Source organism: Franconibacter helveticus LMG 23732, assembly GCF_000463115.2.
Classification (GTDB): Bacteria; Pseudomonadota; Gammaproteobacteria; order Enterobacterales; family Enterobacteriaceae; genus Franconibacter; species Franconibacter helveticus.
Genome location: NZ_AWFX01000045.1, coordinates 189,111 through 214,959 on the forward strand (window position 1 = coordinate 189,111; position 25,849 = coordinate 214,959).

Sequence of the window (25,849 nt, forward strand, 5' to 3'; positions counted from 1 at the left end):
ATGTGCCGCGTTACGCTTCGCCTGACCGGTTCGCAGCTTGAGTGCGACGAGGCGCATCCGTCGCTGCTTATCGCGCTGGAGTCGCACAAGGTGGCGGTGGAATACCAGTGTCGCGAAGGCTATTGCGGTTCATGCCGCACGCGGCTGGTAACGGGCCAGGTGACCTGGCTTACCGAGCCGCTGGCCTTTATCCAGCCCGGCGAAATTCTCCCCTGCTGCTGCAAAGCGCAGGGAGATATAGAAATAGAGATGTAATCTGTTAACACAGAAACACAAAAGGGGCCGAGGCCCCTTTTTTAGTGGTTTTGATGCAGGAACTGCACCGCTTTGTCGGGGAAATCGGTAAACACCCCTTCCACATCCGCTTTACGGTAAAGCGCCTCATAAAGCGCATTAACATCGCTGACGTAATCCGGCAACTGGTCGGCGCGCACGGTATAAGGATGAACCAGCAACTGGCTGGCATGGGCTTCCTGCGCCATCGCCGTTAGCTTCACATTCCCTTTCGAGGCGTCTGGCGCTATCAGCATGTGGTAATCCGGCCCGATGCCGTCGGCATATTTCGCAATTTCCTTCATCGCGCCGGGCTTAAACATCCAGTCATAGCTGTAGTTAACCCAGGTGCCGTCCGGCTGCTTCTGCTGAGTTTCCTTCCAGTCGGTCCGGGCGATAAGCTGCACCAGCTTTACGTCCATCCCCATTTTCGGCTCAAGCTCGGTTTTAATGCGCTTAAGCTCAGCAGCGTCGAAACATTGCAAATAGACCTTATCCTGCTTCGTGCTATAGCCATACTGCTTAAGCACCGTCAGGGTTTTCGCCGCGATATCTTTGCCTTCCTGATGATGGAACCAGGGCGCTTTGATCTCCGGGTAAATGCCGATGTTTTTGCCGGTGGCATGATTCAGCCCCTGAACAAACTCAATTTCCTCTTCAAAAGTATGAATGCGGAAATCCGATGTCCCCATGGGAAAACGCCCCGGAAAGGTCTGCGTTTTTTTGCCGTTTTCGATATCAAACCCCTCGGTAAACTTCAGGGATTTAATCTCGGCGAGCGTAAAGTCGATAGCGTAATAACGCCCGTCCTTACGCGCCCGGTCAGGGAAACGCGCCGCCACGTCAGTAACGCGATCCAGATAATGGTCGTGCAACACCACCAGCTGGTCATCTTTGGTCATCACCAAATCCTGTTCGAGGAAATCGGCGCCCTGAGCATAGGCCATCGTTTTTGCCGGCAACGTGTGCTCTGGCAAATAGCCGCTTGCGCCGCGGTGGGCAATCACGATTTTATCGCCCGCCGCAGCGCTTGCGCCAACGGCGCAAAGCGCCAGCGCCGCAAGCGTTGTTCTCAGCTTCATTACTACTCCTTAAGCACGTTTCGCCTGGATTTCCTGGTGATGTTTTCGCTCGCCGATCATCACGACTATCAGCAACAGTACCGCCAGAATGCTGCCGCCCACCATTACCATAAAGCCGCCATCCCAGCCGAAGAAATCCACGGTGTAGCCTACGATAGCGCTCGCCGCGACCGAGCCGCCGAGGTAGCCGAAAAGACCGGTAAAGCCAGCCGCCGTGCCCGCCGCCTTTTTCGGCGCCAGTTCCAGCGCATGCAGGCCAATCAGCATCACCGGGCCATAAATCAGGAAGCCGATAACAATCATGCAGGCCATGTCCACCGTCGGGTTGCCCGGCGGGTTGAGCCAGTAAACGATAGTCGCGATGGTCACCAGCGTCATGAAAAATACGCCGGTCGCGCCGCGGTTGCCTTTGAACACTTTATCGGACATCCAGCCGCACAGCAGCGTGCCCGGTATGCCTGCATATTCATAAAGGAAATAGGCCCACGAGGATTTATCCAGCGCGAAGTGTTTGACCTCTTTGAGGTAGGTCGGCGACCAGTCGAGAATGCCGTAGCGCAGCAGATAGACAAACACGTTGGCGATGGCGATGTACCACAACAGTTTGTTCGGCAGCACGTACTGCATGAAAATCTGCTTCGCCGTCAGCTCCTGCTCATCCCTTTCGCTGTAGTCGTCCGGGTAGTCGTTTTTGTACTCTTCAATGGGCGGCAGACCGCAGGATTGCGGCGTATCGCGCATTAATGCGAAAGCGATAATCGCCACCAGTATGGCGCCGAAGGCGGGCATATAAAGCGCGGCGTGCCAGTCGTTAAACCAGGCCATGCCGAGCAGGAATAGTAACGGCGGAATGCCGCCGCCCACGTTATGCGCGCAGTTCCAGACAGAAACGATGCCGCCACGCTCTTTCTGCGACCACCAGTGCACCATCGTACGTCCGCACGGCGGCCATCCCATGCCCTGGAACCAGCCGCACAGAAACAGCAGCACGAACATCACCATGATGCTGGATGTCGCCCAGGGCACGAAGCCCATAAACAGCATCACCGCAGCGGCAAGAATAAGCCCGGCAGGCAGGAAAACGCGCGGGTTCGAGCGGTCGGAAACCGAGCCCATAATAAATTTAGAAAAACCATACGCGATGGAGATACCGGAAAGCGCAAACCCAAGATCGCCACGGGAAAAGCCCTGCTCCACCAGGTAAGGCATGGCGAGCGCGAAGTTTTTCCGCACCAGATAGTAGGCGGCATACCCAAAGAAAATGCCCATGAAGATCTGCCAGCGCAGGCGGCGATAAACCGGGTCCACGCGGTCTGCGGGAAGCCGCGCCTGATGGGCGGCGGGTCTGAAAATACTTAACATGTCACTCTCCTGGCAGGTATTGGCGTGCAAGCGCATAATCATTTGCGCTGCTTATGTTTGTTTTCGCGCAGGAGAATACGGCGCTTTTGCCATAATTGCTGTGAAACATCGCACATAATGTTACAGTTTTATGACAAACGAAGATTACATGACGTTTTTATGTTCTTTTGCTTTCGTTTGATGGTCGATTATGCTCGTTAAAAGAGGCGTCGCTCTGGTTTTGTGAAGCTGATTGGGTAATGATGAAATGCGTGAAATGCGTGAAATGCGTGAAATGCGTGAAATGCAGTAGCCCATGAATGCCGGGCGCATAAAAAAACGCAGCCGGTTTTCGCCCGCTGCGTTCAGAAGAGAGAATGCTGCGCCGCTACTGGCTGAATGCTTCCACCACCCGCACCCAGCCCTGCTCTGCGGTCACCGGCGTCTCGTTAAGCCAGCGTCGCAGCATAGTCAGCGCCATCATGGCGCAGACCTCCTGGCGGGTGCGTAACGCATGGCGGCTGGCGCTGAATTGCAGCCGCGCCGCATGCAGCCCCACAGGGGTGCATAACACTACGTTGACTTGCTCATCCTGCATGGCGCCTACCAGCAGCGTCAGTTCGCTGCCCGCTTTTTGCACCAGCGCCGCTGCCCGCTGCGCGGTCTCTTCCAGCGTTTCATCGCGGTCGGTCAGCACCTCGCTGTCGAGCAGCGGCGCGCCCGCAGAACGCAGCTGGAGCGCAAGCAGCCCGGACGTGAATTGTTCGCTGAGCGACAGGCGCAGCTCTTTTTCCTGCAAGCGGCGCGCAAGCTGCGCGGGCAGACCTTCAGTGCCTTCGAAAATCAGGCTTTCTCCCGCGACTTCACGCACTTTCGGCCACAACGCTTCCATCGCCTCACGCGCCTTCGCAGGCCCGGTCAGTTTTAGTTCGATAATCGGCATCGAGGAGCGGTAGCCCATCACCACTTCAGGCGGGAGCGCAAGCGCGTTCAGGCTCTGGGCGAGATCGCTTTCTGAGCGGCCAAACGTAGTAAGCCGCAGGCAAACCGGCGGTTCGACTTGCGGATAACGCTGGCGCAAACGCGGCACGATCTGCTGCTCGACCATCTGGCGAAACTCCGACGGTACGCCTGGGGTAAAGAAAATCCATGCGCGATTCAACGTCATGGCGAAGCCGCAGGCGGTGCCGATGGGGTTATCCACCATCTCGCTGCCAGCCGGGATCATCGCCTGCTTGCGGTTGCTCGGCGCCATGACGCGCCCACGGGAAGTGAAAAACTGCGCCATATGCGCGAGCCACTCTTCATGCAGTTCCAGCCCTACGCCTGCCGCTTTCGCCGCCGCTTCAGCGCTGAGATCGTCGCTGGTCGGCCCGAGGCCGCCATTCACAATCACTACATCTGCCTGCTGGCTGCGCTCCTGTAAAATGGCCACCAGCGCGTCCAGGTTGTCGCCTACTGTGTTGCGGCGGGTCATGGGGAAGCCATTTTCAAAGAGGTAGTCCGCAAGCCATGCGGCGTTGGTATCGACGATTTGACCATGCAGCACTTCGTCGCCCGTCGAGAGCATTTCTACTTTCAGCATTATTTTCTCCACACAAAGGGAACGCTTCACTATAGCGCAAGCGGGCGGGAGAAAGGGGAAGAAAAGGCGCGACGAAAGCCGCGCCGGGAGGATCAGAAAGCGGCGCTGACACCAACATACGGGCCGTCGGCCAGTTTGCTGTCGCGATCGCCATCTTTACCGCTTACGTTGATATAGCGATAACCCGCTTCAATGTTCAGCGGGCGCAATACAGAGAGGCGCGCGCCGACGCTCGCTTCCTGATAATCATCAATGCTGCTGGAGAGTGAATCCGGTGAATAGTAGTAATCGCCAAACAGCGAGAAGCTCTGGCCAATCGGTAACTTCACGCCGCCGCCTACCGCTGCCGCGTAGCCTTCGCTGCCTTCTTTCGGATTCAGGTAAACGCCGCGAACGCCCGGGGAGAGCATAAACGGCCCCAGCGGCAGGTTGAAGTTCAGACCAAGACCTGCGATGTCGCCGTGATCGTCGTTATGCGCCCAGTTGCCGGTCAGGGCAAGACCGGTGCTTTCGGTGCCAAAACCCGCAGTCAGATTGGTGTAATGCTCGCCCACTTCGCCGCCCACGTTCAGCGCGCTCGCCTGGCTTGCCACAAACAGCAGTCCGCTGACGCCTGCAATCAGTAATTTTTTCATTCCGTGTATCTCAAATAAGCAAAAAGGATCCCAAAAAAGCAGCGGCATTGTACCGCTATCCCGCGGCGAAGCAATGTATCCGGGCTTTAGCATTCACATGCTGTTGTAACTGAGTGAAAGTAATTATTTTTTCTTAACGAAAGGTGACGAAGATAACTGTGATAGGAAGAGACAAATTGTCCGCGATCAACAATTCAACTAAAAATATCGCCCAGGATAATTCTGTAATCAATAGGGAATTACAATCAAACTGCTCTACCTTTTCCGGGAGAAAAACGATGAGTAAAAAAGGATTAACCACGGCGTCAGGCGCACCGGTGGCCAATAATAACAATTCCATGACGGCGGGACGCCGGGGACCGATGCTGCTACAGGATGTCTGGTTCTTAGAGAAACTGGCGCATTTCGATCGCGAAGTGATCCCGGAGCGCCGCATGCACGCGAAAGGCTCCGGCGCTTATGGCACCTTTACCGTAACCCAGGATATTACCGACTTTACCCGCGCAAAGATCTTTTCGCAGCCGGGCAAGAAAACGGATCTGTTTATCCGCTTTTCAACCGTGGCGGGCGAGCGCGGCGCCGCCGATGCCGAGCGCGATATCCGCGGCTTTTCCATTAAGTTTTACACGGAAGAAGGTAACTGGGATCTGGTCGGCAACAACACCCCGGTGTTCTACCTGCGCGACCCGCTGAAATTCCCGGATCTTAATCACGTAGTGAAGCGCGACCCGCGCACCAACCTGCGTAACCCGATTTATAAGTGGGACTTTTTCTCGTTGCAGCCGGAAACCGTGCACCAGCTGACCATCGACTTCTCCGACCGCGGCCTGCCGCGCTCGTACCGTGAAATGCATGGCTTCGGCAGCCATACTTACAGCTTTATCAACGCCCGTAACGAGCGTTTTTGGGTAAAATTCCACCTGCGCTCCGAGCAGGGCATTCATAATCTGATGGATGATGAAGCAAAGCGCCTGATTGCAGAAGATCGCGAAAGCGCTCAGCGCGACCTGTTTGACTCAATTGAAAAAGGCGATTTCCCGCGCTGGAAATTCTATGTGCAGATCATGCCGGAAGCGGAAGCTTCACAAACTCCTTATAACCCGTTCGACCTGACCAAAGTCTGGCCGCATGCCGATTATCCGCTGATTGAAGTGGGCGTGCTGGAGCTCAACCGCAACCCGGATAACTACTTTGCGGAAGTTGAGCAGGTGGCGATGTCGCCAGCCAACGTCGTACCGGGCATCGGTTTCTCGCCAGACCGTATGTTGCAGGGCCGCCTTTTCTCTTACGGCGACGCGCACCGCTACCGCCTGGGCGTGAACCATCACCAGATCCCGGTGAACAAGCCGCGCTGCCCGTTCCATAACTACCATCGTGACGGCGCAATGCGGGTGGATGGCAACAGCGGTAACGGTCCGACCTATGAGCCGAACAGCTTTGGCGTGTTCCAGGAGCAGCCGGATTACAGCGAGCCGCCGCTGAGCATTGAGGGTGCGGCAGATCACTGGAACCACCGCGAAGACACGGATTACTTCACCCAACCGCGAGCGTTGTTCAACCTCATCGGCGAGGAGGAGCGCCAGCGCATGTACAACCGCATCGCGGATGATATCCAGAGCGTGCCGGAATTTATCCAGCAGCGTCAGATTGGCATCTTCAGCGAAGTACATCCGGCGTACGGCGCAGGCGTGGCCGCGGCGCTGGCGGCCCTGAAAGCCAAAGGCTAAACCGTAGCGCTTTCCCGTTCAGCAAACGGGGAAAGCTCATTTACCACCCATTGCGAAAGCTGACGGCGGGAGATTTTAATCCCGCCGTTTTTTATGCTTTCAGGAAGCGCCAGCCAGCGCACCGGCTGCTGAAAACGCGCCAGCTTGTCGCGCACCCACAAAGCCAGCGCCTCCGGCGGCGCGCCTTCTTCACACTCCACTACAGCCACCGGACGATGGCCGAACTCTTTGTCCTCAAGCGGCACCACAAAAGCCTGCCGCACCTGAGGATGCGCCGCAATAACGCGCTCGACTTCTTCCGGCTGGATGCCTTCGCCGCCGCTGAAAAAGAGGTTATCCAGACGCCCCGGCACGCACAGCCTGTCGCCAAGCCATACGCCGCGATCGCGGGTGGCGAACCACCCTTCGCGGTTTGTCAGCGGCTGAACGCCGCCATCACGCCAGTAGCCCGCCGCCATGCTCGCGCCGCGCAGCCAGATCTCCCCGTTCACGATTTTCACCTCCCGGCCCGCCAGCGCAAAGCCAACATCTTTACGCCCGTCCGCTTTTTTCGCGCAAACCGTGGAGGCGAATTCAGTCAGGCCATAGCCGCACCAGCAGGCAATGCCGCGCTGGTCCGCCGCTTCGGTTAACCCAACCGGGATCGCCGCGCCGCCCAGCAGCACAGCCTTAAGCGACGGGATCGCCACCTTTTCCTCAAGCAACCGCCACAGCTGAGTGGGAACCAGCGAGGCATGCGTGCAGCCCGCCAGCGCCTGAGCCAGCGGTTGCGACTTCCGCGTTGCAAGGCTTGCGCCCGCCAACAGCCAGCGCCAGAAAATCCCCTGCCCTGAAACATGATAGAGCGGCAGAGAAAGCAGCCAGCAGTCGCCGCCAGCGAAAGGAATTTCGCCAAGCACGCCAGCGGCGCTGGCAAGGTGCGCGGCTGCGCTATGAACCGCCGCTTTCGGCAGGCCGGTCGAGCCAGAGGTGAGCGTCATGGAAGCGAAACGTTCAGGCTGCCAGCCAGCCGCATGAACGCAATCGCCTTCTTCGTGCCAGGCGAGCAGCGGCAAACCTGGCGGCGGCAAGGCCTCACCGCACACCAGCGCATGCTCAAGCGAAAGCGCAGGCAATAACTGCGCCAGCAAAGGTGCGGGCAACTGCGGGTTAAGCGGCAATACGCGCGCGCCGCATTGCAACAGCGCAAGCCAGGCGAACACCGCCTGCGGGCTGTTCTTCGCGCACAGCGCCACGCCTGCGCCTTCCCGCACGCCTTGCTGGTAAAAGCCCGCCGCCAGCGCATCGACCCGCTCGCACAATTGTTGCCAGGTAACGCTTTCGTGCGAGGTACGCAAAGCCACTGCGTCGCGGCGCTCCGCTCTCCAGTGCTGCCAGGGCCAGGTCTTGAAAATCACAATAACCGCTCCAGTTTTTCTACAGGCCAGCAGGGTAATTCGCTGCCCGGCCAGCTGCGCGCCAGCTGCGCCTGCATCAGCGAGAGCGTATCAAGCCCCGGCACCGTCTGCGGCGTCAGCCAGGCAGCGAGGCGCGCCAGCTGCGTCAAGCCAAGGCTGGATTCAATGGAAGAGCTGATGACGGCCTCAAGCCCCAGCGCGTGCGCCTGCGCTACCTGCTCGCGCACTTTATCAAGGCTGCCGGTCAGGGTAGGTTTGATAACCACCGCGCTCAGTCCAGGTTCCGCAGCGAAGGTAAAGCCAGGTTCGCGCAAGCTTTCGTCCCAGGCGATAGCGATGCCCGTTTCTCGCGTGAATTCACGGGACTGCTCGCGTGTCTTGCACGGCTCTTCAATAAACGCAATGCGGTCCCGGTTCTGCGGGGCGACATATTTCGCAAACTGGCGCGCTTTAAGCGGCGTCCAGCTGCGGTTAGCGTCAAGGCGCAGACGCAGATCGGGCACGCCTTCCAGCAGCAGATTCACCACCATGCCATCGCGTACGGCTTCACAGAAGCCCACTTTTACCTTAGCGATTTTGTCGCCCGGCATGGCTGACAGCGTGGCGAAGAGCGCGTCCGGGTCGCCGCTGCACAGAGGTGCGGCACGAAAATCCGCCGTCAGCGGCAGTTCGCCGGTAAGCTCGGCCAGCGCGCAACTTAAGCCGAAGTCAGCGCAGGGCAGACCAGGCAGCGCAACCGCCTGCCCGCTGCGCCATGCGGTTGCCCAGGCGAGCACTGCCGTCTGCGCCTCTTCCAGCGTCTCCGGGCTAAAGCCCGGCAGCGGCGCCGCTTCGCCCCAACCTTCGCGCTCGCCCTCGCAAAGCTGAATCAGCAGCCCTTCGCGAAACTTTAGCCGCCGCTCGCGCAGCACCACGCCTGCATCCATCGGCAGTGCATAGCGGTAAACCTGAGCGCGACGCATTACGGGTTACGCTTGAACTTGCTGAAGTCTGGCTGGCGCTTTTCGTTGAACGCGTTGCGCCCTTCCTGGCCTTCTTCAGTCATGTAGAACAGCATTGTGGCGTTGCCCGCCAGTTCCTGTAGCCCCGCCTGGCCGTCGCAGTCGGCGTTGAGCGCCGCCTTCAGGCACCGCAGCGCCATCGGACTGTTTTGCAGCATTTCGCGACACCAGCGCACCGTCTCTTTTTCCAGCTCAGCCAGCGGCACCACGGTGTTAACCAGCCCCATCTCCAGCGCCTGCTGCGCATTGTACTGACGGCAAAGGAACCAGATTTCCCGCGCCTTTTTCTGGCCGACGATGCGCGCCATATAAGAGGCGCCCCAGCCGCCGTCAAACGATCCGACCTTCGGCCCGGTCTGGCCGAAGACGGCGTTTTCCGCGGCGATAGTCAGGTCGCACATCATATGCAATACATGACCGCCGCCAATGGAATAGCCCGCCACCATCGCAACGACGGGTTTCGGGCAGGTGCGGATCTGACGCTGGAAGTCGAGCACGTTAAGGTGATGCACGCCGGAATCATCCTGATAGCCGCCGTAGTCGCCACGCACTTTCTGATCGCCGCCCGCGCAGAAGGCTTTTTCCCCCTCGCCGGTAAGAATGATCACGCCGATATTGTCGTCATAGCGGGCGTCCGCCAGCGCCTGCAACATCTCTTTCACCGTGAGCGGGCGAAACGCGTTGCGCACTTCAGGGCGATTTATAGTGATTTTCGCGATGCCGTCGGCGGATTTGTGGTAGCGAATGTCGTGATAGCCTTCTGAGCAATCGCGCCATTCAACCGGTGCGTAGAGCATCTGTTCATCAGGGTAGATCATGGTGATTCCTTAGCATGTTGAAGCAAAATAGCAGTGATGCAGCGCGCCGCCGCTTGCGGGTTTTCCCGGTGGGCATTGTGGCCGGCTGCGGCAATGGGATGACGCGTTGCGGTAAGCTCAGCGGCGAGCGCGGCGAATTTTTTGTCCTTTTCGCCGTAAAGGTAATGAAAAGGCAAACAGAGCTGCGCCAGCGGCGCGCGAAGATTTGGCTGGCGGCCAAGAGAGGTCGCCTCCAGCATGGCGGCGAGCGCATGCGGATCGTTACGGCTGCGCAGGGTGATTAACGCAGCGCGCTGCGGCTCGTCCAGCGAGGCGAAAACCGGCTGGCGATACCACTCTTTCAGCACCTCCGCGAGGGTTGCCTGGCGTAACCGCTGCGCCCAGCAGCAGTCCGCCGCAAACCGGGCTTGCCGTTCCTCAGGGTGTGGCAACCCCGGATGGCTACCTTCGACAATCAGGCCCTGTAGCCCGGCAGGTTTCTGGCAGGCAAAATGCATCGCAATGCGCCCGCCAAGGGAATAACCCACCAGCCAGTAATTAAGTATGTTGTAACTAATTAGCGTATCGGCAAGCAGGTCGTTTACCTGTTGGAAATGACGCGCCTGAAGTGCTGAAGATTTACCGTGGCCGGGTAGATCGATAAACAAATGTGAATAGTCCGTCATCCCGGCGGCGACAGGTTGCCACTCCTCAAGGCAGCCCAGAAAGCCGTGCAGCCAGATGAGCCAGGGGCGACCAGCAACAGCGCTTTGCCACGCTTCTGCGTACAGCTTCATGCCTGGCTTACCTGCGTGACCAGACGCTGCAAGGTTTGCGCGCCCTCTTCAGGCGGCACGGCAATTTCCACAACCGTAGCGCCAGGCGTTCGCCAGCCCGCTTTGACCGCTTCATCTAACGCCTGCCAGCTTTCTGGTCGGCAATAATGAAGCCCGAACAGGGCTGCGGCATGTTCAAAGGTGACGTTCTGCGGCATGCAGTAATATTTTTCGCGCTCGGCGGCTGGCGTCGGCAGCAGGGAGAAAATCTGGCCGCCATTGTTGTTCACAACAATCAGCACAAGCGGCGCGGACGCCTGGCGCAGCAGCGCCAGAGAGTTGAGATCGTAAAGCGCGGAAAGATCGCCCACGATGGCGAGTGTCGGGCGGGCAGTGGCCCGCTGCACCCCGGCGGCGGTCGAGATGAGCCCGTCGATGCCGCTCGCTCCGCGATTGCTGTAAACCGGATAACCGGCGGGAAGCTGAGCAAACGCGTCCACCAGCCGCACCACTAAACTGTTGCCGACAAAAAGCTGGCCCGCTTGCGGCAGCAGTTCCGCTATCCGGCTCGCTAACTGCGCCTCACCGAAGCGCTGCGTCGCCTGCGCCACTTGTTGGCTGGCTTCTTTAGCCAGCGCCTCCAGCGCCATCGCCCAGGGGGCGCGTTTTTGCGCATCATGAAGCGTAAGCCAGTCGCTGATATTGGCGGTCAGCCTGCGGCCGCGATGATGCGCCGGATCAAGGCGTCCAGGGAGCGAATCCACCAGCCAGTACTCATCCGGTTCACAGGCTGCCTGCCACTGCAACAGACGTTTACCGGTAAGGCTCGCGCCAAACTGGATAACAAGCTGCGCCTGCGCCAACAGCGCCGTCGCGCGCGGATTGCCCAGCCATAAATCGGCGCACGGCAATGGCTGCCCCGTTTGAGAAAGGACGTCGCTAATCAGCGGCCAGCCTAGCGTGTTCGCCCAGGCGGCTACCTGTTCGCCTTCGCTTGCCGAAAGCCTGCCGGCGATAACCACGCCGCGCTTTTGCCGCCAGAAAAACCAGTCACGTTGCTTAAGACACGCCTGCCCTTCGCTCATACGCAGCCAGGGTTGATCGCTGCGCCACCACTCCCCTAACGCCTGCTGCCACTCAAGCCCCGTGTCGTCCATTTCGCCATACAGCGGTTCGGCAAAGGGGCAGTTGATGTGAACCGCGCCCGCTTTGAGGGTACCGAGCGCTTCATCAAGCGTGGAAACCAGCCAGCGGGCGGGAATCTCCTGCGTCGGACGCGGCAAAGCAAGGGAGACCTCAGGGTGTGAAGCGAAGATGCCTTGCTGGCGAATGGCCTGATTCGCGCCGCAGTCAATAAGCTCCGGCGGCCTGTCCGCCGTCAGCAAAATCAGCTTTTCGCCGGTAAGCCCGGCTTCAATCAACGCCGGATAGAGGTTAGCTACCGCAGTGCCGGACGTAACGATGACTGCCACTGCCTCTCCGCTGCCTTTTGCCAGCCCCAACGCAAGATGGCCAAGCCCGCGCTCATCAAAATGGGTATGAACGATAAAGGCGTGATTTTCAGCCGCCGCCAGGGTCAGCGGCGTAGAGCGCGAACCTGGAGCGATGCAGACATGCCGAACGCCGTGGCGCGTCAGCGTCTCAAGAATGACCGCAGCCCAGCGTCGGTTGAAGGAGCTTATCGACATGATGTTGTCCGGTATCAATTTTGCCCGGTTATTATAAGAGTTATGACATCACGTATTTTGATATGGGTCGGTATTGTGGCGCTTAGCGGCAAAGGAGCGTGCGCAGGCCCGCCGCTTTGTTTTCTATCTCTTGCCACTCCTGTTCCGGGTCGGAACCCGCGACTATGCCTGCGCCAGCATACAGGCGCACCGTGTCGCCCGTCACCAGCGCCGAGCGCAGCGCCACGCAAAATTCGGTTTGCTGAAGGGAAAGATAACCGGCCGAACCGGCATACCAGCCGCGGATAAAAGGCTCATGCTCGCCGATAAAAACCCGCGCCGCCTCGCGCGGCAGTCCGGCTACGGCGGCGGTGGGCTGCAACTGACGCAGGCAGAGAGCGTCATCCGGCTGATGAAGCGTACTCCAGATGCAACGGCGCAAGTGCTGCACTTTTCGCAGGCGCAGCACCTGCGGCGGCAGGACATCATAACCTTTGCCCAGCATTTCCAGGCGCTGGCAGATATCCTCCACCACCAGCAAATTCTCGCGCTGGTTTTTATCGTCAGCCAGCAGGCGTCGGGCAAGCCCCCATGCGCGATGATCGTCGGCGTGATTTTCTATGGTGCCCGCCAGCGCTTCGGTACGCAGCGCGCTGTCGATACGTCGCCAGAGCCGTTCTGGGCTGGAGCCAAGGAAAGCCTCCTGCTCGCCAAAAGCGAAATAAAAATGGTAGCAGCTAAGGTTAACCCGTCGGCTTGCGGCCAGTAACGCCGCCGCGCTGATCGGGCGACGAAACCGCATATCGGTTGCCCGCGCCAGCACCACTTTATCCATCTCCTGATGATGAATTGCGCGGGTAGCAAGGCGTACTTTATCGCACCAGCCGTCTTTATCAGGGATATGCGTTTCACTCACCAGGCGCGGATTCAGCGGCGCGAGAAGTTTCAGGGGCTGAAGTTCATTCAGAAATGTTGTTGCTTTGCGGGCATCGTCCTGTAACGACGTTTCGCTCCAGAGATACAGGCACAACCATGCCTGCCCTTTGTTACGTCGCCATTCAAGCCGTGAAAGGAAGAAATCGCCTTGCTGTGGGTCGAAAGCATTGAGGCCCCAGATACGTACATCGGGGACCTTCTGCTGCGCTAAGAAGAGTTGCGCTTCGCTCAAAGAAGCGAAGCGTTTAAGCGAACCCAGCGCGGCAGCTTCATCATTACCGCTGCGCTGCTGCCAGTAAAATTGGGGGTAGACTGGCTGGCTTGCAAGCCAGGCAAGCGGATCGCTGGCGTCGCTGAGACTGACAGGCGCGCAAAGCGCGCGTAAGCCTGGTTCTGCCGGGAAAGCCGCCGCTAACTGGACGGCAAGCTCCCCTAACGCTTTTTCGATGGACGACACTTAACCCCCCCTCCCCCTGAAAAACCATGCATTATACGTGGTTAAAGGGTTAATAAAAACGACACACCGCCGAAGCGGTGTGATTTCAGGGGTAAAGCGCGCAAAAAGTTTAACGACGCGCCAGCAAAAGCCCCAGTACCAGGCCAGCCGCAGCGCCGATACCTACGCCCTGCCAGGGTTTTTCATGAACATAATCATCAGCGCGGTAAACCGCTTTTTTCGCGCGATAGTAGTAGTTGTCTGAAGCATTGCTGACGCGTGATTTAACATCGTGCAGCGCCTGTTCAGCGCGAGCCTTAAGCTCGATGTATTTCTGGTCGGCCGGGTCGCCTGAAGAGCGTAAGACCTCTTCCAGCGTTTCGCTCAGCAGAGTCAAATCATCATCAAGACGCGGTTCATACGGTTGTGAATCGGACATAACTGTTCTCCGTGTTTTTGTGAATACCCGTCTGCTAACTATAGACAACGCCAGCGCTTTTTGCGTAACCGCTATTCCTTCGCCATACCGATGTGAGGAATGCCGTCTTCGTCGTAAACGTCGGTCACCGGCTTAAAGCCGAAACTGCCGTAAAAAGATTGCAGGTGTGCCTGCGCGCCCAGATATATCGCCTGCTGCGGCCAGTATTTGCGGCAAACAGCCAATGCTTGTTCCATTAACTGGTAGCCAAGTTTTTCACCGCGCGCGGCGGGAGAAACAATGACCCGGCCAATCGCAACAGGCTCCCATTCCACTTCATTTTTCAGAATCCTCGCATACGCGACCAGCTCACCATCGCGCCAGCCCAGAAGATGCCGGTTTTCGCCCACCAGATCGTCGCCGTCGATATCGGCATAAACGCAGTTTTGCTCTACGACAAAAACGTCGCAACGCAGTTTTAGCAGCGCATAAAGCGTGGGAACGTCGAGTTCGCTGTGGTGCAAGTCTTGCCAGTGGATCATGAAAAGCTCCTGAGTAAGAAGGGTCATCGCTATACTAAAGGCTTTTCTCGCCAGACGGGAGCTTACCTTCTATGGAACTGACTTTTCTCGGCACGTCGGCTGGCGTGCCTGCCCGCGCCCGCAACGTGACGGCGATGGTGTTGAATCCGCAACTCGCACAGCCTGGCTTATGGCTGTTTGACTGCGGCGAAGGCACCCAGCACCAGATGCTGCGCACCGCGTTTAACCCCGGCAAACTGGATAAAATTTTCATTACCCATCTGCATGGCGACCATATTTTTGGGTTGCCGGGCCTGCTGTGCAGCCGCTCCATGGCGGGCAGCGAAGCGCCGCTGACGGTTTATGGCCCCGCAGGCATTCGGGAGTTTATTGAAATGTCGCTGCGCCTCAGCGGCTCCTGGGCAGGCTTCCCGCTAACTATTCATGAAATCACCGAAGGCCAGGTGTTCGACGACGGACAGATTAAAGTCAGCACGGTGGCGCTTTCGCACCCTGTTGAGTGCTATGGCTACCGCATTGAAGAGTATGACAAGCCAGGCAAGCTGGACGCTCAGCGGTTGATCCGCGCAGGGGTTGCGCCCGGCCCGCTTTTTCAGCGGCTTAAGCAGGGCGAAACGGTGCGGCTGGAAGGAGGCATGGAAATTAACGGCCGTGATTACCTCGGCGAGCCGCAAAAAGGCAAACGGCTGGCGATTTTCGGCGATACCGGCCCGACGCCCGGCGCGTTGCAGCTGGCCCGGGAGGTGGACGTGATGGTGCATGAAACCACGCTTGAGGCGGCGATGGCGGAGAAAGCCAACAGCCGGGGCCACTCTACGACGCACCAGGCGGCAGAGCTGGCGCGTGAGGCGCGAGCCGGGCGTCTTATCATGACCCATTTCAGCTCCCGCTACGACGCAGCGGCCTGCGCCCGGCTGCTGGCGGAGGCGCAGTCGATTTTCCCGGCAAGCGAGCTGGCGGAAGATTTCCTGACTATTACGGTATAGCGGCCATAAAAAAACCGCCGGCAAGCGGCGGTTTTAGCACAACGACAGATTTAAGGCAGTACCTGCGCGGCCTGTACGGCGACACCCAGCGGATGCGCCATTTGCACCAGCGTAATCAGCGGTTGCGGCCATACGCCCAGCACCAGCACCAGCAACGCAGACAGCAGCACCACTACGCCGCCTGCGCTCCATGCCCAGTTGGACGGCGCATCGCGGTTAAGCTGCTGAGGCGCGCTCAGGTAGAGGCTTACCGCTACGCGCAGGTAGTAGTAAAGACCAATCGCAGAACCGACAACCACCGCCGCCGTCAGCCACCACAGGCTGGACTGCACGCCCACCGCCAGCACGTAGAACTTACCGATAAAGCCAAGCGTCATCGGGATACCCGCGAGCGACAGCATCATCACCGTCATTACCGCTGAAAGGATCGGACGGTGCCAGAAAAGGCCACGATAGGAGTAAAGCGAATCCGCGTCCGGGCCACGATACGGGCTGGACATCAGGCTCACCACGCCAAACGCGCCAAGGCTGCTGAAGAGATAACCTGCAAGGTACACGCCTACGGTTTCCATCGACATCTCGCCGCTATGCAGCGCGATCAGCGCCACCAGCAGATAGCCCAGATGAGAAATGGAGGAGTAACCCAGCAGGCGCTTGATGTTGGTCTGGCTCAGCGCCATCAGGTTACCGAAGATGATGGAGATGAAAGCGATAATGCCCAACACCACGCGCACGGCCTCGCTGTCACCGACTGGCGCATAAAGGAACAGACGCATCACCACGCCGAAGATGGCGATTTTGCTCGCGGTCGCCAGGAAGGTAGATACCGGAGCAGGCGCGCCCTGGTAAACGTCCGGCGTCCAGAGGTGGAACGGCACCAGCGAAAGCTTAAAGCCGAGACCCACAATCATCAGGCCCAGACCCGCCAGCAGCAACGGCTCATGCAGCATGTTATCCGCAAGGCTCTTACCGAGGCTGACAAACGACAGGCTGCCGGACTGCGCATACACCAGCGCGATGCCGAACAGCAGGAAAGACGAGGCTGCGGCGGAGAGAATGGTGTACTTGACAGAGGCTTCCAGCGAGCGTTTCTGACGGAACGCGTAGCCAATCAAGCCGAACAGCGGCAGCGAAATCAGTTCGATGCCGAGGAACAGCGAGGCGAGATGGTTAGCGTTCGCCAGCAGAATGCCGCCAAGCGCGGCAATCAGCACCAGCAGATAGAACTCTTCTTTATTATCCGGATAACCCTGCAACCATGGATAGGCGAAGGTGCAGGTCGCCAGACTCGCCAGCAGCACAAGGCCGGTGTAGAGCATAGCGTAGCCGTCCACCCGCATCAGCGGGGTGACATCCATCGGCCCCACCTGGCCGACAAACCAGAGCGACAGCAGCGCGGCGTTCAGACCGATAACTGACAGCGTGGCATTAAGAAAGTGGTTGCGTCGCCACGCAATGGAGAGCATCACAACCACTACCGTCAAGCCGACGACGAGCAGCGGTAGCAGCGCGATCAATTGTTGGAGTGTTATTGTCATGGCGAATTACGGCCTTGTAGTAGAAACAGAATCGGTAAACCACTGCTGGATATTGCTCATCGCGGAATGCGAAGTATCCAGAATCGGCTGCGGATAGAAGCCGAGCAGCACCAGAAGCACCACCAGCAGCAGAATGATGAACAGCTCGCGCAGCGACATCCCGCGGATCTCCTGACGGGCCGCTTCGCTCTTCGCCTGACCAAAGTATGCGCGATGCAGCATCGCCAGCGAGTAGACAGATGCGAATACCAGCCCGAAGGTGGAGATAACCGTAATCAGCGGCACCACATGGAAGCTGCCGAAGAGGATCATGAATTCACCAACGAAGTTACCGGTGCCAGGCATACCCAGCGTTGCGACAGCAAAGAACATCGACATTGCCGGCAGCCATTTAATTTTGCTCCACAGGCCGCCCATCAGGCGCATATCGCGGGTGTGCAGGCGCTCATAGAGCTGGCCGCACAGGATGAAGAGACCCGCAGCGGAAAGACCGTGGGCAATCATCTGAATCACTGCGCCCTGGTAGGCGAGCTGGCTGCCGGTATAAATGGCGATCAGCACGAAACCCATGTGGGAAACAGAGGTGTAAGCGATAAGGCGTTTGATGTCGGTCTGCGAGAAAGCCATCCACGCGCCGTAGAAAATACCGATAACGCCAAGCCACATGGCGACAGGCGCAAACTCCGCCGACGCGTTCGGAAACAGCGGCAGGGAGAAACGCAGCAGGCCGTAAGCCGCGGTTTTCAACAAAATGCCCGCGAGGTCAACGGAACCGGCGGTCGGCGCCTGGGAGTGCGCATCCGGCAGCCAGCCATGCAGCGGCACAACCGGCATTTTCACCGCGAACGCAATGAAGAAGCCGAGCATCAGCAGCCATTCCACATTGTGGGACATGGGCGTTTTCAGCAGTTGCTGATAGTTAAAGGTCCATTCGCCGGTCGCGTTGTGGTGAACGAACACCAGCGCCAGAATAGCGATGAGCATGACCAGACCGCTTGCCTGGGTATAGATAAAGAACTTGGTGGCGGCAGTAATACGCGTCTTCCCGTCGGAGGCTTTATGGCCCCAGAGCGCAATCAGGAAGTACATCGGCACCAGCATCATTTCCCAGAAGAAGAAGAACAGGAACATGTCGATGGCAAGGAACACGCCGATAACGCCGCCCAGGATCCACATCAGGTTGAGGTGGAAGAAGCCCTGGTATTTCTCAATCTCATTCCAGGAACAGAGCACCGCCAGCACGCCAAGCAGACCGGTCAGCACCACCATCAGCAGGGAAAGCCCGTCGATGGCAAGGTGAATGGTAATGCCAAAGCGCGGGATCCACGGCAGGATGAATTCTGACTGCCACTGCGGCAATCCTGCCGCCTGCGTCAGAGAATAGCCGCCCTGCAACCAGAGTTGCAGCGAGAGCGCCAGCGTCAGCCCCATGGTGATCAGCGCAATCCAGCGCGGCATCTTGACGCCGAAGCGCTCCGTCTGCCAGCAGAAAAAGCCGCCGATAAAGGGAATCAATATTAGCCAGGGTAATAACATGGCAATCAATATTCCTTGTTAAAGTCCCGGACAGGCTCACTGCCATAACCGCCTGTCACCGGGACCTGATTTTCAACGAATTCTCAGCAGAGAAAATTCACTTATTCTTGCAAACTCAACGCAAAACCATCAGCAGCGCCAGCACCACGACCGCGCCGATGCTCATGGATGCCACATACCAGCGCAGATAGCCGTTCTCGCTGAACAACAAGCCACGGCCTGCGAAGCGGGAAAGGATTGCCGGAATGTTCATCAGCGCATTCAGCGGATCGCGTTTTAACAGCCAGGCGATACCGAGATATGGTTTGACGAAGACTTTGTCATACAGCCAGTCGAAGCCCCAGGCATGGAACCACCAGGTGCCGAAGAAGCGACCCGGCGCGCTGTTGGCAACGGCAGTCACCAGCGTACGCTTGCCAAGCCACAGCCAGGCGGCAATCAGGATGCCGATGATGGCGATGGCGCCCGATGCGATTTCCACTGTCATTTTGCCTTCGTGACCGAAGTTGCTCTCCGGCAGTACACCAGCCAGCGGCGGCGTGATCAGCGCGCCCACAAAAGTGGAAAGCACCAGCAGCACGATAAGCGGCAGGTGGTGGGTGATCCCCTTCCCTGCATGAGCGTGAATTTTCTCTTCGCCGTGGAACACGATGAAAATCATGCGGAAGGTATAGATGGAGGTCAGGAACGCCCCCGCCAGACCCGCCAGCATTAAGTAGTTATGGCCGTTCGCCGCCGCGCCCCACAGAATTTCATCTTTACTGTAGAAGCCTGCGGTAATGAGCGGCAGCGCCGCCAGCGCCGCGCCGCCCACCAGGAAGCAAGCGTAAACCAGCGGAATAGATTTGCGCAGCCCGCCCATTTTAAAGATGTTCTGCTCGTGGTGGCACGCCAGGATGACGGAGCCGGACGAGAGGAACAGCAGCGCTTTAAAGAAAGCGTGGGTCATCAGGTGGAAAATCGCCGCGTCCCACGCCTGCACGCCGAGCGCCAGGAACATGTAGCCAATCTGGCTCATGGTGGAGTAAGCGAGTACGCGTTTAATGTCGGTCTGCACCAGCGCCGCGAAACCAGCCAGCACCAGCGTAACCGCGCCGACGATGCCCACCAGATGCAGCACGTCAGGCGTCATCAGGAACAGGCCATGGGTGCGGGCAATCAGGTAAACGCCTGCGGTCACCATGGTTGCCGCGTGGATAAGCGCAGAAACCGGGGTCGGGCCTGCCATCGCGTCCGCAAGCCAGGTTTGCAGCGGAAGCTGCGCCGATTTACCCACCGCGCCGCCGAGCAGCATCAGCGTCGCCCAGCGCAGCATCTCATTGCCGTTAGCAAAGTGCTGCGGCGCCAGCTCCACCATCTCGCGGAAGTTCAGCGTACCGAGTTCGTTGTAGAGAATGAACAGCGCGAAAGCGAGGAATACGTCGCCCACGCGGGTAACGACAAACGCTTTCATCGCCGCGGCGCCGTTCTTCGGATCGGTATAGTAGAAGCCGATCAGCAGATAAGAGCAGAGACCAACCCCTTCCCAGCCGAGGTACATCAGCAGCAGGTTATCGGCCAGCACCAGCACGACCATGCTTGCGATAAACAGGTTGGTATAAGCAAAGAAGCGGGAGTACCCCTCTTCACCGCGCATATACCAGGAGGCGAACATATGAATAAGGAAGCCTACGCCTGTTACGACAGAGAGCATGGTCAGCGACAGGCCATCAAGCACCAGGTTAAAACCGATGTTGAAATCCCCTACCGCCATCCAGGTCCACAGCGGCTGAGTGAAAGCCTGTTTGCCGTTACTGAAAAAATCGAAGCCAACAATAGCGGTAACTAACGCCGCCAGCCCGACAGACCCGACGCCCACCGTGGCGGAAAGGTTTTCCGACCAGCGGCCGCGTGAGAACGCCAGCAATACATAGCCAATCAATGGCAAAACAATCGTTAACCAGAGGAGGTTCATCCACGCATCTCACTTACTGAATCGATATTCAGGTTCTGGCGACGGCGATGGAGTTGCAGCAGCAGCGCAAGGCCGATGCTCGCTTCCGCGGCCGCGAGGCTAATCGCCAGGATATACATCACCTGACCGTCGGTCTGGCCCCAGTAGCTGCCCGCGACCACAAAGGCGAGCGCGGCGGCGTTAATCATGATTTCGAGGCCAATCAGCATAAACAGCAGATTGCGACGGATAACCAGGCCCGTCAGTCCGAGAACGAACAGAATGGCCGCGAGGATGAGTCCATGTTGTAATGGGATCATACGTGCTCCTCCGTTTTTCTTTTCGCCTGCTCAGCCGGCGAACCGCCGCGCACGCTGACTACGTCGCCTGCGGACTCTTCGCGACCGAGGTGGAAGGCCACAACCAGCCCCGCCAGCAGCAGCATAGAAGCCAGCTCCACCGCCAGAACGTAAGGCCCGAACAGCGTAATGCCGACCTCTTTGGCGCCGATTGGCGTGCCGTCGATCCCCTGATCGTTAACGCCCAGGATGGCGTAAACCATCACCACCAGCAGTACGGCAGAAAGAATGCCAGGCCCGATCCAGAGCTGCGGCTTAAGCCAGCCGCGCTCCTGCTCGATAACTGAATTGCCGAGGTTGAGCATCATCACCACGAACACGAACAGCACCATAATGGCGCCTGCGTAAACGATGATTTCCAGCGCGCCGGCGAAGTAAGCGCCGAGCGAGAAAAACACGCCTGCGATGGCCAGCAGCGAGATAATCAGGTACAGCAACGCATGCACCGGATTGGTGTGGGTGATCACCCGTACGGTGGTCAGGACCGCCACAAGGGCGCAGATATAAAAAGCGAATTCCATTCCTGACTCCTTAAGGTAACAGGCTCTTGACGTCGATAGGCTTGGCTTCGTTTTCCGCCTCGCCTTTGTCTTTGCCGTCGATCGCCATACCCGCCATCCGGTAGAAGTTGTACTCCGGGTATTTGCCCGGACCGGAGATCAGCAGATCCTCTTTTTCATAAACCAGATCCTGACGCTTGTACTCGCCCAGCTCGAAATCCGGCGTCAGCTGGATGGCGGTAGTCGGGCAAGCTTCTTCGCACATGCCGCAAAAAATGCAGCGTGAGAAGTTAATGCGGAAAAACTCCGGGTACCAGCGGCCGTCTTTCGTCTCTGCCTTTTGCAAAGAGATACAGCCTACGGGACACGCTACCGCACACAAGTTACAGGCAACGCAGCGCTCCTGACCGTCCGGATCGCGCGTCAGCACGATACGGCCACGGTAGCGCGGCGGCAGATAAACCGGCTCTTCCGGATACATGCGCGTCTCGCGTTTGGAAAACGCGTGCAGGCCGATCATCCAGATACTGCGTAGTTGGGTGCCGAAACCAACCACTAATTCTTTCAATGTCATGGCTTAATCACCCCTTACGATGCCTGCCAGAGAATAACCGCGGCGGTTGCCAGCAAATTGATAAGCGTCAGCGGCAGGCATACTTTCCAGCCAAAAGACATCACCTGGTCATAACGAGGACGCGGCAATGCGGCGCGAATCAAAATAAACATCATCATGAAGAACGCGGTTTTCAGCGCGAACCAGATGAAAGGCGGTAACCACGGGCCATTCCAGCCACCGAAGAACAGGGTCACAATCAGGGCGGAAACGGTGACGATGCCGATATATTCGCCCACGAAGAACAAACCGAATTTCATGCCGGAATATTCGATGTGGTAACCGTCGGCCAGCTCCTGCTCGGCTTCCGGCTGGTCGAAGGGGTGACGGTGACACACCGCGACGCCTGCGATAGCGAAAGTCACAAAACCGAAGAACTGCGGAATGACGTTCCACAGATGCGCCTGGTTGTTGACGATGTCGGTCATATTGAATGAACCGGCTTGCGCCACCACGCCCATCAGGGAAAGCCCGAGGAACACTTCATAGCTCAGCGTCTGGGCGGATGCGCGCATCGCACCCAGCAGCGAGTATTTGTTGTTGCTCGACCAGCCGGCAAACAGCACCGCATAAACCGCCAGCCCCGCCATCATCAGGAAGAACAGGATCCCGATGTTGAGATCGGCGACGACCCACGTGGGGCTCACCGGCACGATTGCGAAGGCAAGCAGCAGGGAGGTGAACGCGATCATCGGCGCCAGAGTAAAGATCACGCGGTCGGTAAAACGCGGAACCCAGTCCTCTTTAAAGAACATCTTGATCATGTCCGCCACGAGCTGGAGCGAACCGCCCCAGCCCACACGGTTCGGTCCGTAGCGGTTCTGGAACAGGCCCAGCAGGCGACGTTCGCCGAAGCTCATGAACGCGCCGCAACTGACCACGACCAGCAGAATCACGACCGCTTTGAGGATACCGAGCAGGACGGCGATAACGTCCGGTGTAAACCAACTCATTGCGCAGCCTCCTGCAGATTTTCAAGACGAGCGCCCGCCAGCACCGGCGCGATGCCTGGCATGCCCATCGGCAACCCTACCTGCCCAGCCGCCAGACCTTCCGAAAGCTGCAACGGCAGGCTTACGGTCTGTCCTTCATAGCTGAAAGAGACTTTCGAACCGGCGTTGACGCCAAGCTTCGCGGCATCCGCCGGATTGAGCTTGATGTACGGCTGAGGCATGCGCGTCTGGAACACAGGTGAACGCTGCGACATCTCATCGCTACCGAACAGGTGGTAGTAAGGCGCGATGCGCCACTGCCCTTCCTGCGCTTTGAAGCTTTCCGGCACAGCGGTGAAGTAATCCAGACCGCCCGCAGAGGCTTCGATGAGGCGCACGCCCGGGTCGCCGTGACGCAGGTGGCCGCCCACTTCGTCCTGGAATTTGTTCCAGGCCTGCGGGGAGTTCCAGCCCGGCGCCCAGGCGAAAGGCACCTGCGAACGCGGCGCGTCCGGATGGTTGTTCCCTTCCATCGAGAAGGAGAACATGGTGTCTTTATCCTGCGGCTGACGCGGCTCGTGCACGCTGATATTGGCGCGCATTGCGGTGCGTCCGCTGTAGCGGTGCGGCTCACGCGCCAGTTTCTGACCGCGAATGCGGAAAGAAGCGTCCGGCGCGGCGTCTTTAATACCCGCAAGCTGCGGCAGCTTCGCGATACAGGCGTCGATAACGTGGTCCAGCTGCGTCCAGTCCACTTCGCGGCTCTGCACCGTGCTGTGCAGGGAATGCAGCCAGCGCCAGCTTTCCAGCATAGTGGCTTTGCTGTCGTAGTAGTGCGGATCATAAACCTGGAAGAAGCGCTGGGCGCGGCCTTCGTTGTTGATCACGGTGCCGTCGCTTTCGGCGAAGCTCGCGGTCGAAAGCACAAGATGCGCGTGCTCCATAATCGCGGTGCGCTGATGGTCGATAACCATGACCAGCGGCGCTTTCGCCAGCGCAGCGTTTACACGCGTGGCGGAGGCGTGGCGATGCAGGTCGTTTTCCAGCACGATAACCGCATCAGCGCTGCCCGTTTCCAGTTCATGCAGCGCTTCATCCAGCGAACCGCCGCCGATCATGCCGAGACCGACGCTGTTAACCGCGCGGGCAATCATAGTGATGCCCACATCCGCGCCACGGCCTTTCAGGGCTTTCGCCACGTTAGCCGCAGCATGGATAATTTCTGCGCTGCCGGCGTTGGTGCCGGAAACAATCAGCGGTTTTTTCGCGCCTGCCAGCGCCTGAACGATAATATCCACTTTATTTTGCAGGTCGCGATCCAGCCCTTCCACCGCCGGTGCGGCAGCGTCCAGCGCGTTAGCGATAGCAAAACCCAGACGCGCCTGATCTTCTACCGGCGCGCGGTAAGTCCAGGCGGCGATATCATCCAGACGAGTGCTGTCGACGTTCGTGACAAACAGCGGGTGTTTGGCATGCTGACCAATGTTCAGGATCGCCGCGATCTGCCAGTCGGCCACTTTCTGCGCCGCCGCCATTTCGCGCGCTTTGCCTTTCACCGCCTGACGAACCGCCAGCGCGGCGCGGGCGCCGGTCTGGGTGAGATCTTCGCCCAGAATCAGGACGGCGTCATAGGATTCGATTTCACGAAGCGCCGGAGTGTGAATACCGCTTTCGCGCAACACCTTCAGCATCAGTTGCAGGCGTTCCTGCTCGCCTGCGGCGATACCGGTATAGAAGTTTGCCGCGCCGACCAGTTCACGCAACGCAAAGTTGCTCTCAACGCTTGCGCGCGGTGAACCAATGCCGATCACTTTTTTCGACTGACGCAGAATATCCGCCGCGCCCTGCATCGCCTGCTCGGCGTTCAGGGTGATAAGGTCGGCGCCGCGACGCTGTACTGGCTGACGCGGACGATCTTTCAGGTTCACATAGCCGTAGCCGAAACGACCGCGGTCGCAAAGGAAGTAGTGGTTTACGGTGCCGTTATAGCGGTTTTCAATGCGGCGCAATTCGCCATAGCGTTCGCCCGGGCTGGTGTTACAGCCCAGTGAGCACTGCTGGCAGATGCTTGGCGCAAACTGCATGTCCCACTTACGGTTATAACGCTCGGAGTGCGTTTTATCGGTGAAAACGCCGGTCGGGCAGATTTCCACCAGGTTGCCGGAAAACTCGCTTTCCAGCACGCCATCTTCCGGACGACCGAAGTAGACGTTGTCGTGCGCGCCGTAAACACCCAGATCTTTGCCATCGGCATAATCTTTGTAGTAACGCACGCAGCGGTAGCAGGCGATACAGCGGTTCATCTCGTGAGAGATAAACGGCCCGAGATCCTGATTACGGTGGGTACGTTTGGTGAAACGGTAACGGCGGAAGCTATGACCGGTCATAACAGTCATATCCTGGAGATGGCAGTTGCCCCCCTCCTCACAGACCGGGCAGTCGTGGGGATGGTTGGTCATCAGCCATTCCACCACGCTTTCGCGGAACTGCTTCGCTTCAGCGTCATCAATTGAGATAAAGGTTCCATCGGATGCCGGAGTCATACAGGACATCACCAGGCGGCCACGGGTATCTTCCGCGTTCTGATATTGCTTCACCGCACACTGGCGGCAGGCACCGACGCTCCCCAGCGCCGGATGCCAGCAAAAGTAAGGAATATCGAGGCCGAGAGAGAGACAAGCCTGTAGCAGGTTGTCCGCTCCGTCCACCTCGTATTCTTTGCCGTCTACATGAATCGTAGCCATAGTCAGCATGCTTCCAGTTGGCCCGGCTTAGCGCCAGGCGTTAATCAAAATTCTTGTACCCCTCCCCTCTTCCTGCGAAAGAGGGTAAGGCGGCG

23 protein-coding genes are annotated in these 25,849 nt (G+C 58.5%); 3 read left to right on the top strand and 20 right to left on the bottom strand.

Features of this window, described 5'->3' with window-relative positions:
- Window positions 1–255, top strand: coding sequence for a class I ribonucleotide reductase maintenance protein YfaE (yfaE, locus tag DW56_RS13295; RefSeq protein WP_024552492.1), 255 nt, complete (start codon window positions 1–3; stop codon window positions 253–255).
- Between the two features lie 41 nt (window positions 256–296).
- On the opposite strand, the gene glpQ is transcribed toward yfaE, so the two are convergent.
- The 4 genes from glpQ to DW56_RS13315 all read right to left on the bottom strand — a co-directional run bounded on the left by glpQ (window position 297) and on the right by DW56_RS13315 (window position 4,916).
- Window positions 297–1,349 (bottom strand): glycerophosphodiester phosphodiesterase, encoded by a 1,053-nt coding sequence (gene glpQ, locus DW56_RS13300; protein ID WP_024552493.1) that lies wholly within the window; start codon window positions 1,347–1,349, stop codon window positions 297–299.
- A 15-nt stretch (window positions 1,350–1,364) separates the two neighbouring features.
- The gene (glpT, locus tag DW56_RS13305; RefSeq protein ID WP_024552494.1) at window positions 1,365–2,717 is read right to left on the bottom strand and encodes a glycerol-3-phosphate transporter; all 1,353 of its coding nucleotides are present in this window, start codon (window positions 2,715–2,717) and stop codon (window positions 1,365–1,367) included.
- A gap of 367 nt (window positions 2,718–3,084) precedes the next feature.
- On the bottom strand, window positions 3,085–4,281 hold the full coding sequence (locus DW56_RS13310) for a nicotinamide mononucleotide deamidase-related protein YfaY (RefSeq protein WP_024552495.1): 1,197 nt from the start codon (window positions 4,279–4,281) through the stop codon (window positions 3,085–3,087).
- A 92-nt stretch (window positions 4,282–4,373) separates the two neighbouring features.
- Entirely contained in the window at window positions 4,374–4,916 is a 543-nt protein-coding gene (locus DW56_RS13315) for a YfaZ family outer membrane protein (protein WP_024552496.1), read from the bottom strand.
- Window positions 4,917–5,194: 278 nt separating this feature from the next.
- Between DW56_RS13315 and DW56_RS13320 the strand changes: the two genes are divergently transcribed.
- Window positions 5,195–6,643 (top strand): catalase, encoded by a 1,449-nt coding sequence (locus tag DW56_RS13320; RefSeq protein ID WP_024552497.1) that lies wholly within the window; start codon window positions 5,195–5,197, stop codon window positions 6,641–6,643.
- On the opposite strand, the gene menE is transcribed toward DW56_RS13320, so the two are convergent.
- The 8 genes from menE to DW56_RS13360 all read right to left on the bottom strand — a co-directional run bounded on the left by menE (window position 6,640) and on the right by DW56_RS13360 (window position 14,613).
- Window positions 6,640–8,040, bottom strand: a complete 1,401-nt coding sequence (menE, locus tag DW56_RS13325; RefSeq protein WP_024552498.1) for an o-succinylbenzoate--CoA ligase — start codon at window positions 8,038–8,040, stop codon at window positions 6,640–6,642. The two genes, DW56_RS13320 and menE, sit on opposite strands and share 4 nt — an antisense overlap.
- Window positions 8,037–9,002, bottom strand: coding sequence for an o-succinylbenzoate synthase (menC, locus tag DW56_RS13330; protein WP_024552499.1), 966 nt, complete (start codon window positions 9,000–9,002; stop codon window positions 8,037–8,039). Before menC ends, menE begins: the two co-directional genes overlap by 4 nt.
- Complete coding sequence (gene menB / locus DW56_RS13335; protein ID WP_024552500.1) at window positions 9,002–9,859, bottom strand: 1,4-dihydroxy-2-naphthoyl-CoA synthase; 858 nt, start codon at window positions 9,857–9,859, stop codon at window positions 9,002–9,004. Before menB ends, menC begins: the two co-directional genes overlap by 1 nt.
- Window positions 9,856–10,635: a 2-succinyl-6-hydroxy-2,4-cyclohexadiene-1-carboxylate synthase gene (menH, locus tag DW56_RS13340; protein ID WP_024552501.1), complete on the bottom strand. Its 780-nt coding sequence runs from the start codon at window positions 10,633–10,635 to the stop codon at window positions 9,856–9,858. The genes menB and menH overlap by 4 nt, the downstream gene beginning before the upstream one ends.
- On the bottom strand, window positions 10,632–12,302 hold the full coding sequence (menD, locus tag DW56_RS13345; protein WP_024552502.1) for a 2-succinyl-5-enolpyruvyl-6-hydroxy-3-cyclohexene-1-carboxylic-acid synthase: 1,671 nt from the start codon (window positions 12,300–12,302) through the stop codon (window positions 10,632–10,634). The genes menH and menD overlap by 4 nt, the downstream gene beginning before the upstream one ends.
- An 82-nt stretch (window positions 12,303–12,384) precedes the next feature.
- Window positions 12,385–13,674 (bottom strand): isochorismate synthase MenF, encoded by a 1,290-nt coding sequence (gene menF / locus DW56_RS13350; RefSeq protein WP_024562215.1) that lies wholly within the window; start codon window positions 13,672–13,674, stop codon window positions 12,385–12,387.
- 109 nt (window positions 13,675–13,783) lie between these two features.
- Window positions 13,784–14,092 (bottom strand): stress response protein ElaB, encoded by a 309-nt coding sequence (elaB, locus tag DW56_RS13355; protein WP_024554034.1) that lies wholly within the window; start codon window positions 14,090–14,092, stop codon window positions 13,784–13,786.
- Between the two features lie 71 nt (window positions 14,093–14,163).
- Window positions 14,164–14,613, bottom strand: a complete 450-nt coding sequence (locus tag DW56_RS13360; RefSeq protein WP_029697486.1) for a GNAT family N-acetyltransferase — start codon at window positions 14,611–14,613, stop codon at window positions 14,164–14,166.
- 71 nt (window positions 14,614–14,684) lie between these two features.
- Between DW56_RS13360 and rnz the strand changes: the two genes are divergently transcribed.
- On the top strand, window positions 14,685–15,599 hold the full coding sequence (gene rnz / locus DW56_RS13365; protein WP_024554035.1) for a ribonuclease Z: 915 nt from the start codon (window positions 14,685–14,687) through the stop codon (window positions 15,597–15,599).
- A 50-nt stretch (window positions 15,600–15,649) separates the two neighbouring features.
- Here the strand turns inward: rnz and nuoN are convergent, their stop codons facing one another.
- The 8 genes from nuoN to nuoG all read right to left on the bottom strand — a co-directional run bounded on the left by nuoN (window position 15,650) and on the right by nuoG (window position 25,754).
- Window positions 15,650–17,137 (bottom strand): NADH-quinone oxidoreductase subunit NuoN, encoded by a 1,488-nt coding sequence (gene nuoN, locus DW56_RS13370; RefSeq protein ID WP_024554036.1) that lies wholly within the window; start codon window positions 17,135–17,137, stop codon window positions 15,650–15,652.
- Window positions 17,138–17,143: 6 nt separating this feature from the next.
- Complete coding sequence (nuoM, locus tag DW56_RS13375) at window positions 17,144–18,673, bottom strand: NADH-quinone oxidoreductase subunit M (protein WP_024562214.1); 1,530 nt, start codon at window positions 18,671–18,673, stop codon at window positions 17,144–17,146.
- Between the two features lie 115 nt (window positions 18,674–18,788).
- Window positions 18,789–20,627 carry an NADH-quinone oxidoreductase subunit L gene (gene nuoL, locus DW56_RS13380; RefSeq protein ID WP_024552780.1) on the bottom strand — a complete coding sequence of 613 codons (1,839 nt, stop codon included), beginning with the start codon at window positions 20,625–20,627 and terminating at the stop codon, window positions 18,789–18,791.
- Window positions 20,624–20,926, bottom strand: coding sequence for an NADH-quinone oxidoreductase subunit NuoK (gene nuoK, locus DW56_RS13385; protein ID WP_002463445.1), 303 nt, complete (start codon window positions 20,924–20,926; stop codon window positions 20,624–20,626). The genes nuoL and nuoK overlap by 4 nt, the downstream gene beginning before the upstream one ends.
- Window positions 20,923–21,486 (bottom strand): NADH-quinone oxidoreductase subunit J, encoded by a 564-nt coding sequence (gene nuoJ, locus DW56_RS13390; protein ID WP_024552779.1) that lies wholly within the window; start codon window positions 21,484–21,486, stop codon window positions 20,923–20,925. The genes nuoK and nuoJ overlap by 4 nt, the downstream gene beginning before the upstream one ends.
- Before the next feature lie 10 nt (window positions 21,487–21,496).
- The gene (gene nuoI, locus DW56_RS13395) at window positions 21,497–22,039 is read right to left on the bottom strand and encodes an NADH-quinone oxidoreductase subunit NuoI (RefSeq protein WP_024552778.1); all 543 of its coding nucleotides are present in this window, start codon (window positions 22,037–22,039) and stop codon (window positions 21,497–21,499) included.
- 14 nt (window positions 22,040–22,053) lie between these two features.
- Complete coding sequence (gene nuoH, locus DW56_RS13400) at window positions 22,054–23,031, bottom strand: NADH-quinone oxidoreductase subunit NuoH (RefSeq protein ID WP_024552777.1); 978 nt, start codon at window positions 23,029–23,031, stop codon at window positions 22,054–22,056.
- On the bottom strand, window positions 23,028–25,754 hold the full coding sequence (gene nuoG, locus DW56_RS13405; RefSeq protein WP_024552776.1) for an NADH-quinone oxidoreductase subunit NuoG: 2,727 nt from the start codon (window positions 25,752–25,754) through the stop codon (window positions 23,028–23,030). The genes nuoH and nuoG overlap by 4 nt, the downstream gene beginning before the upstream one ends.
- Between the last annotated feature and the right edge of the window lie 95 nt (window positions 25,755–25,849).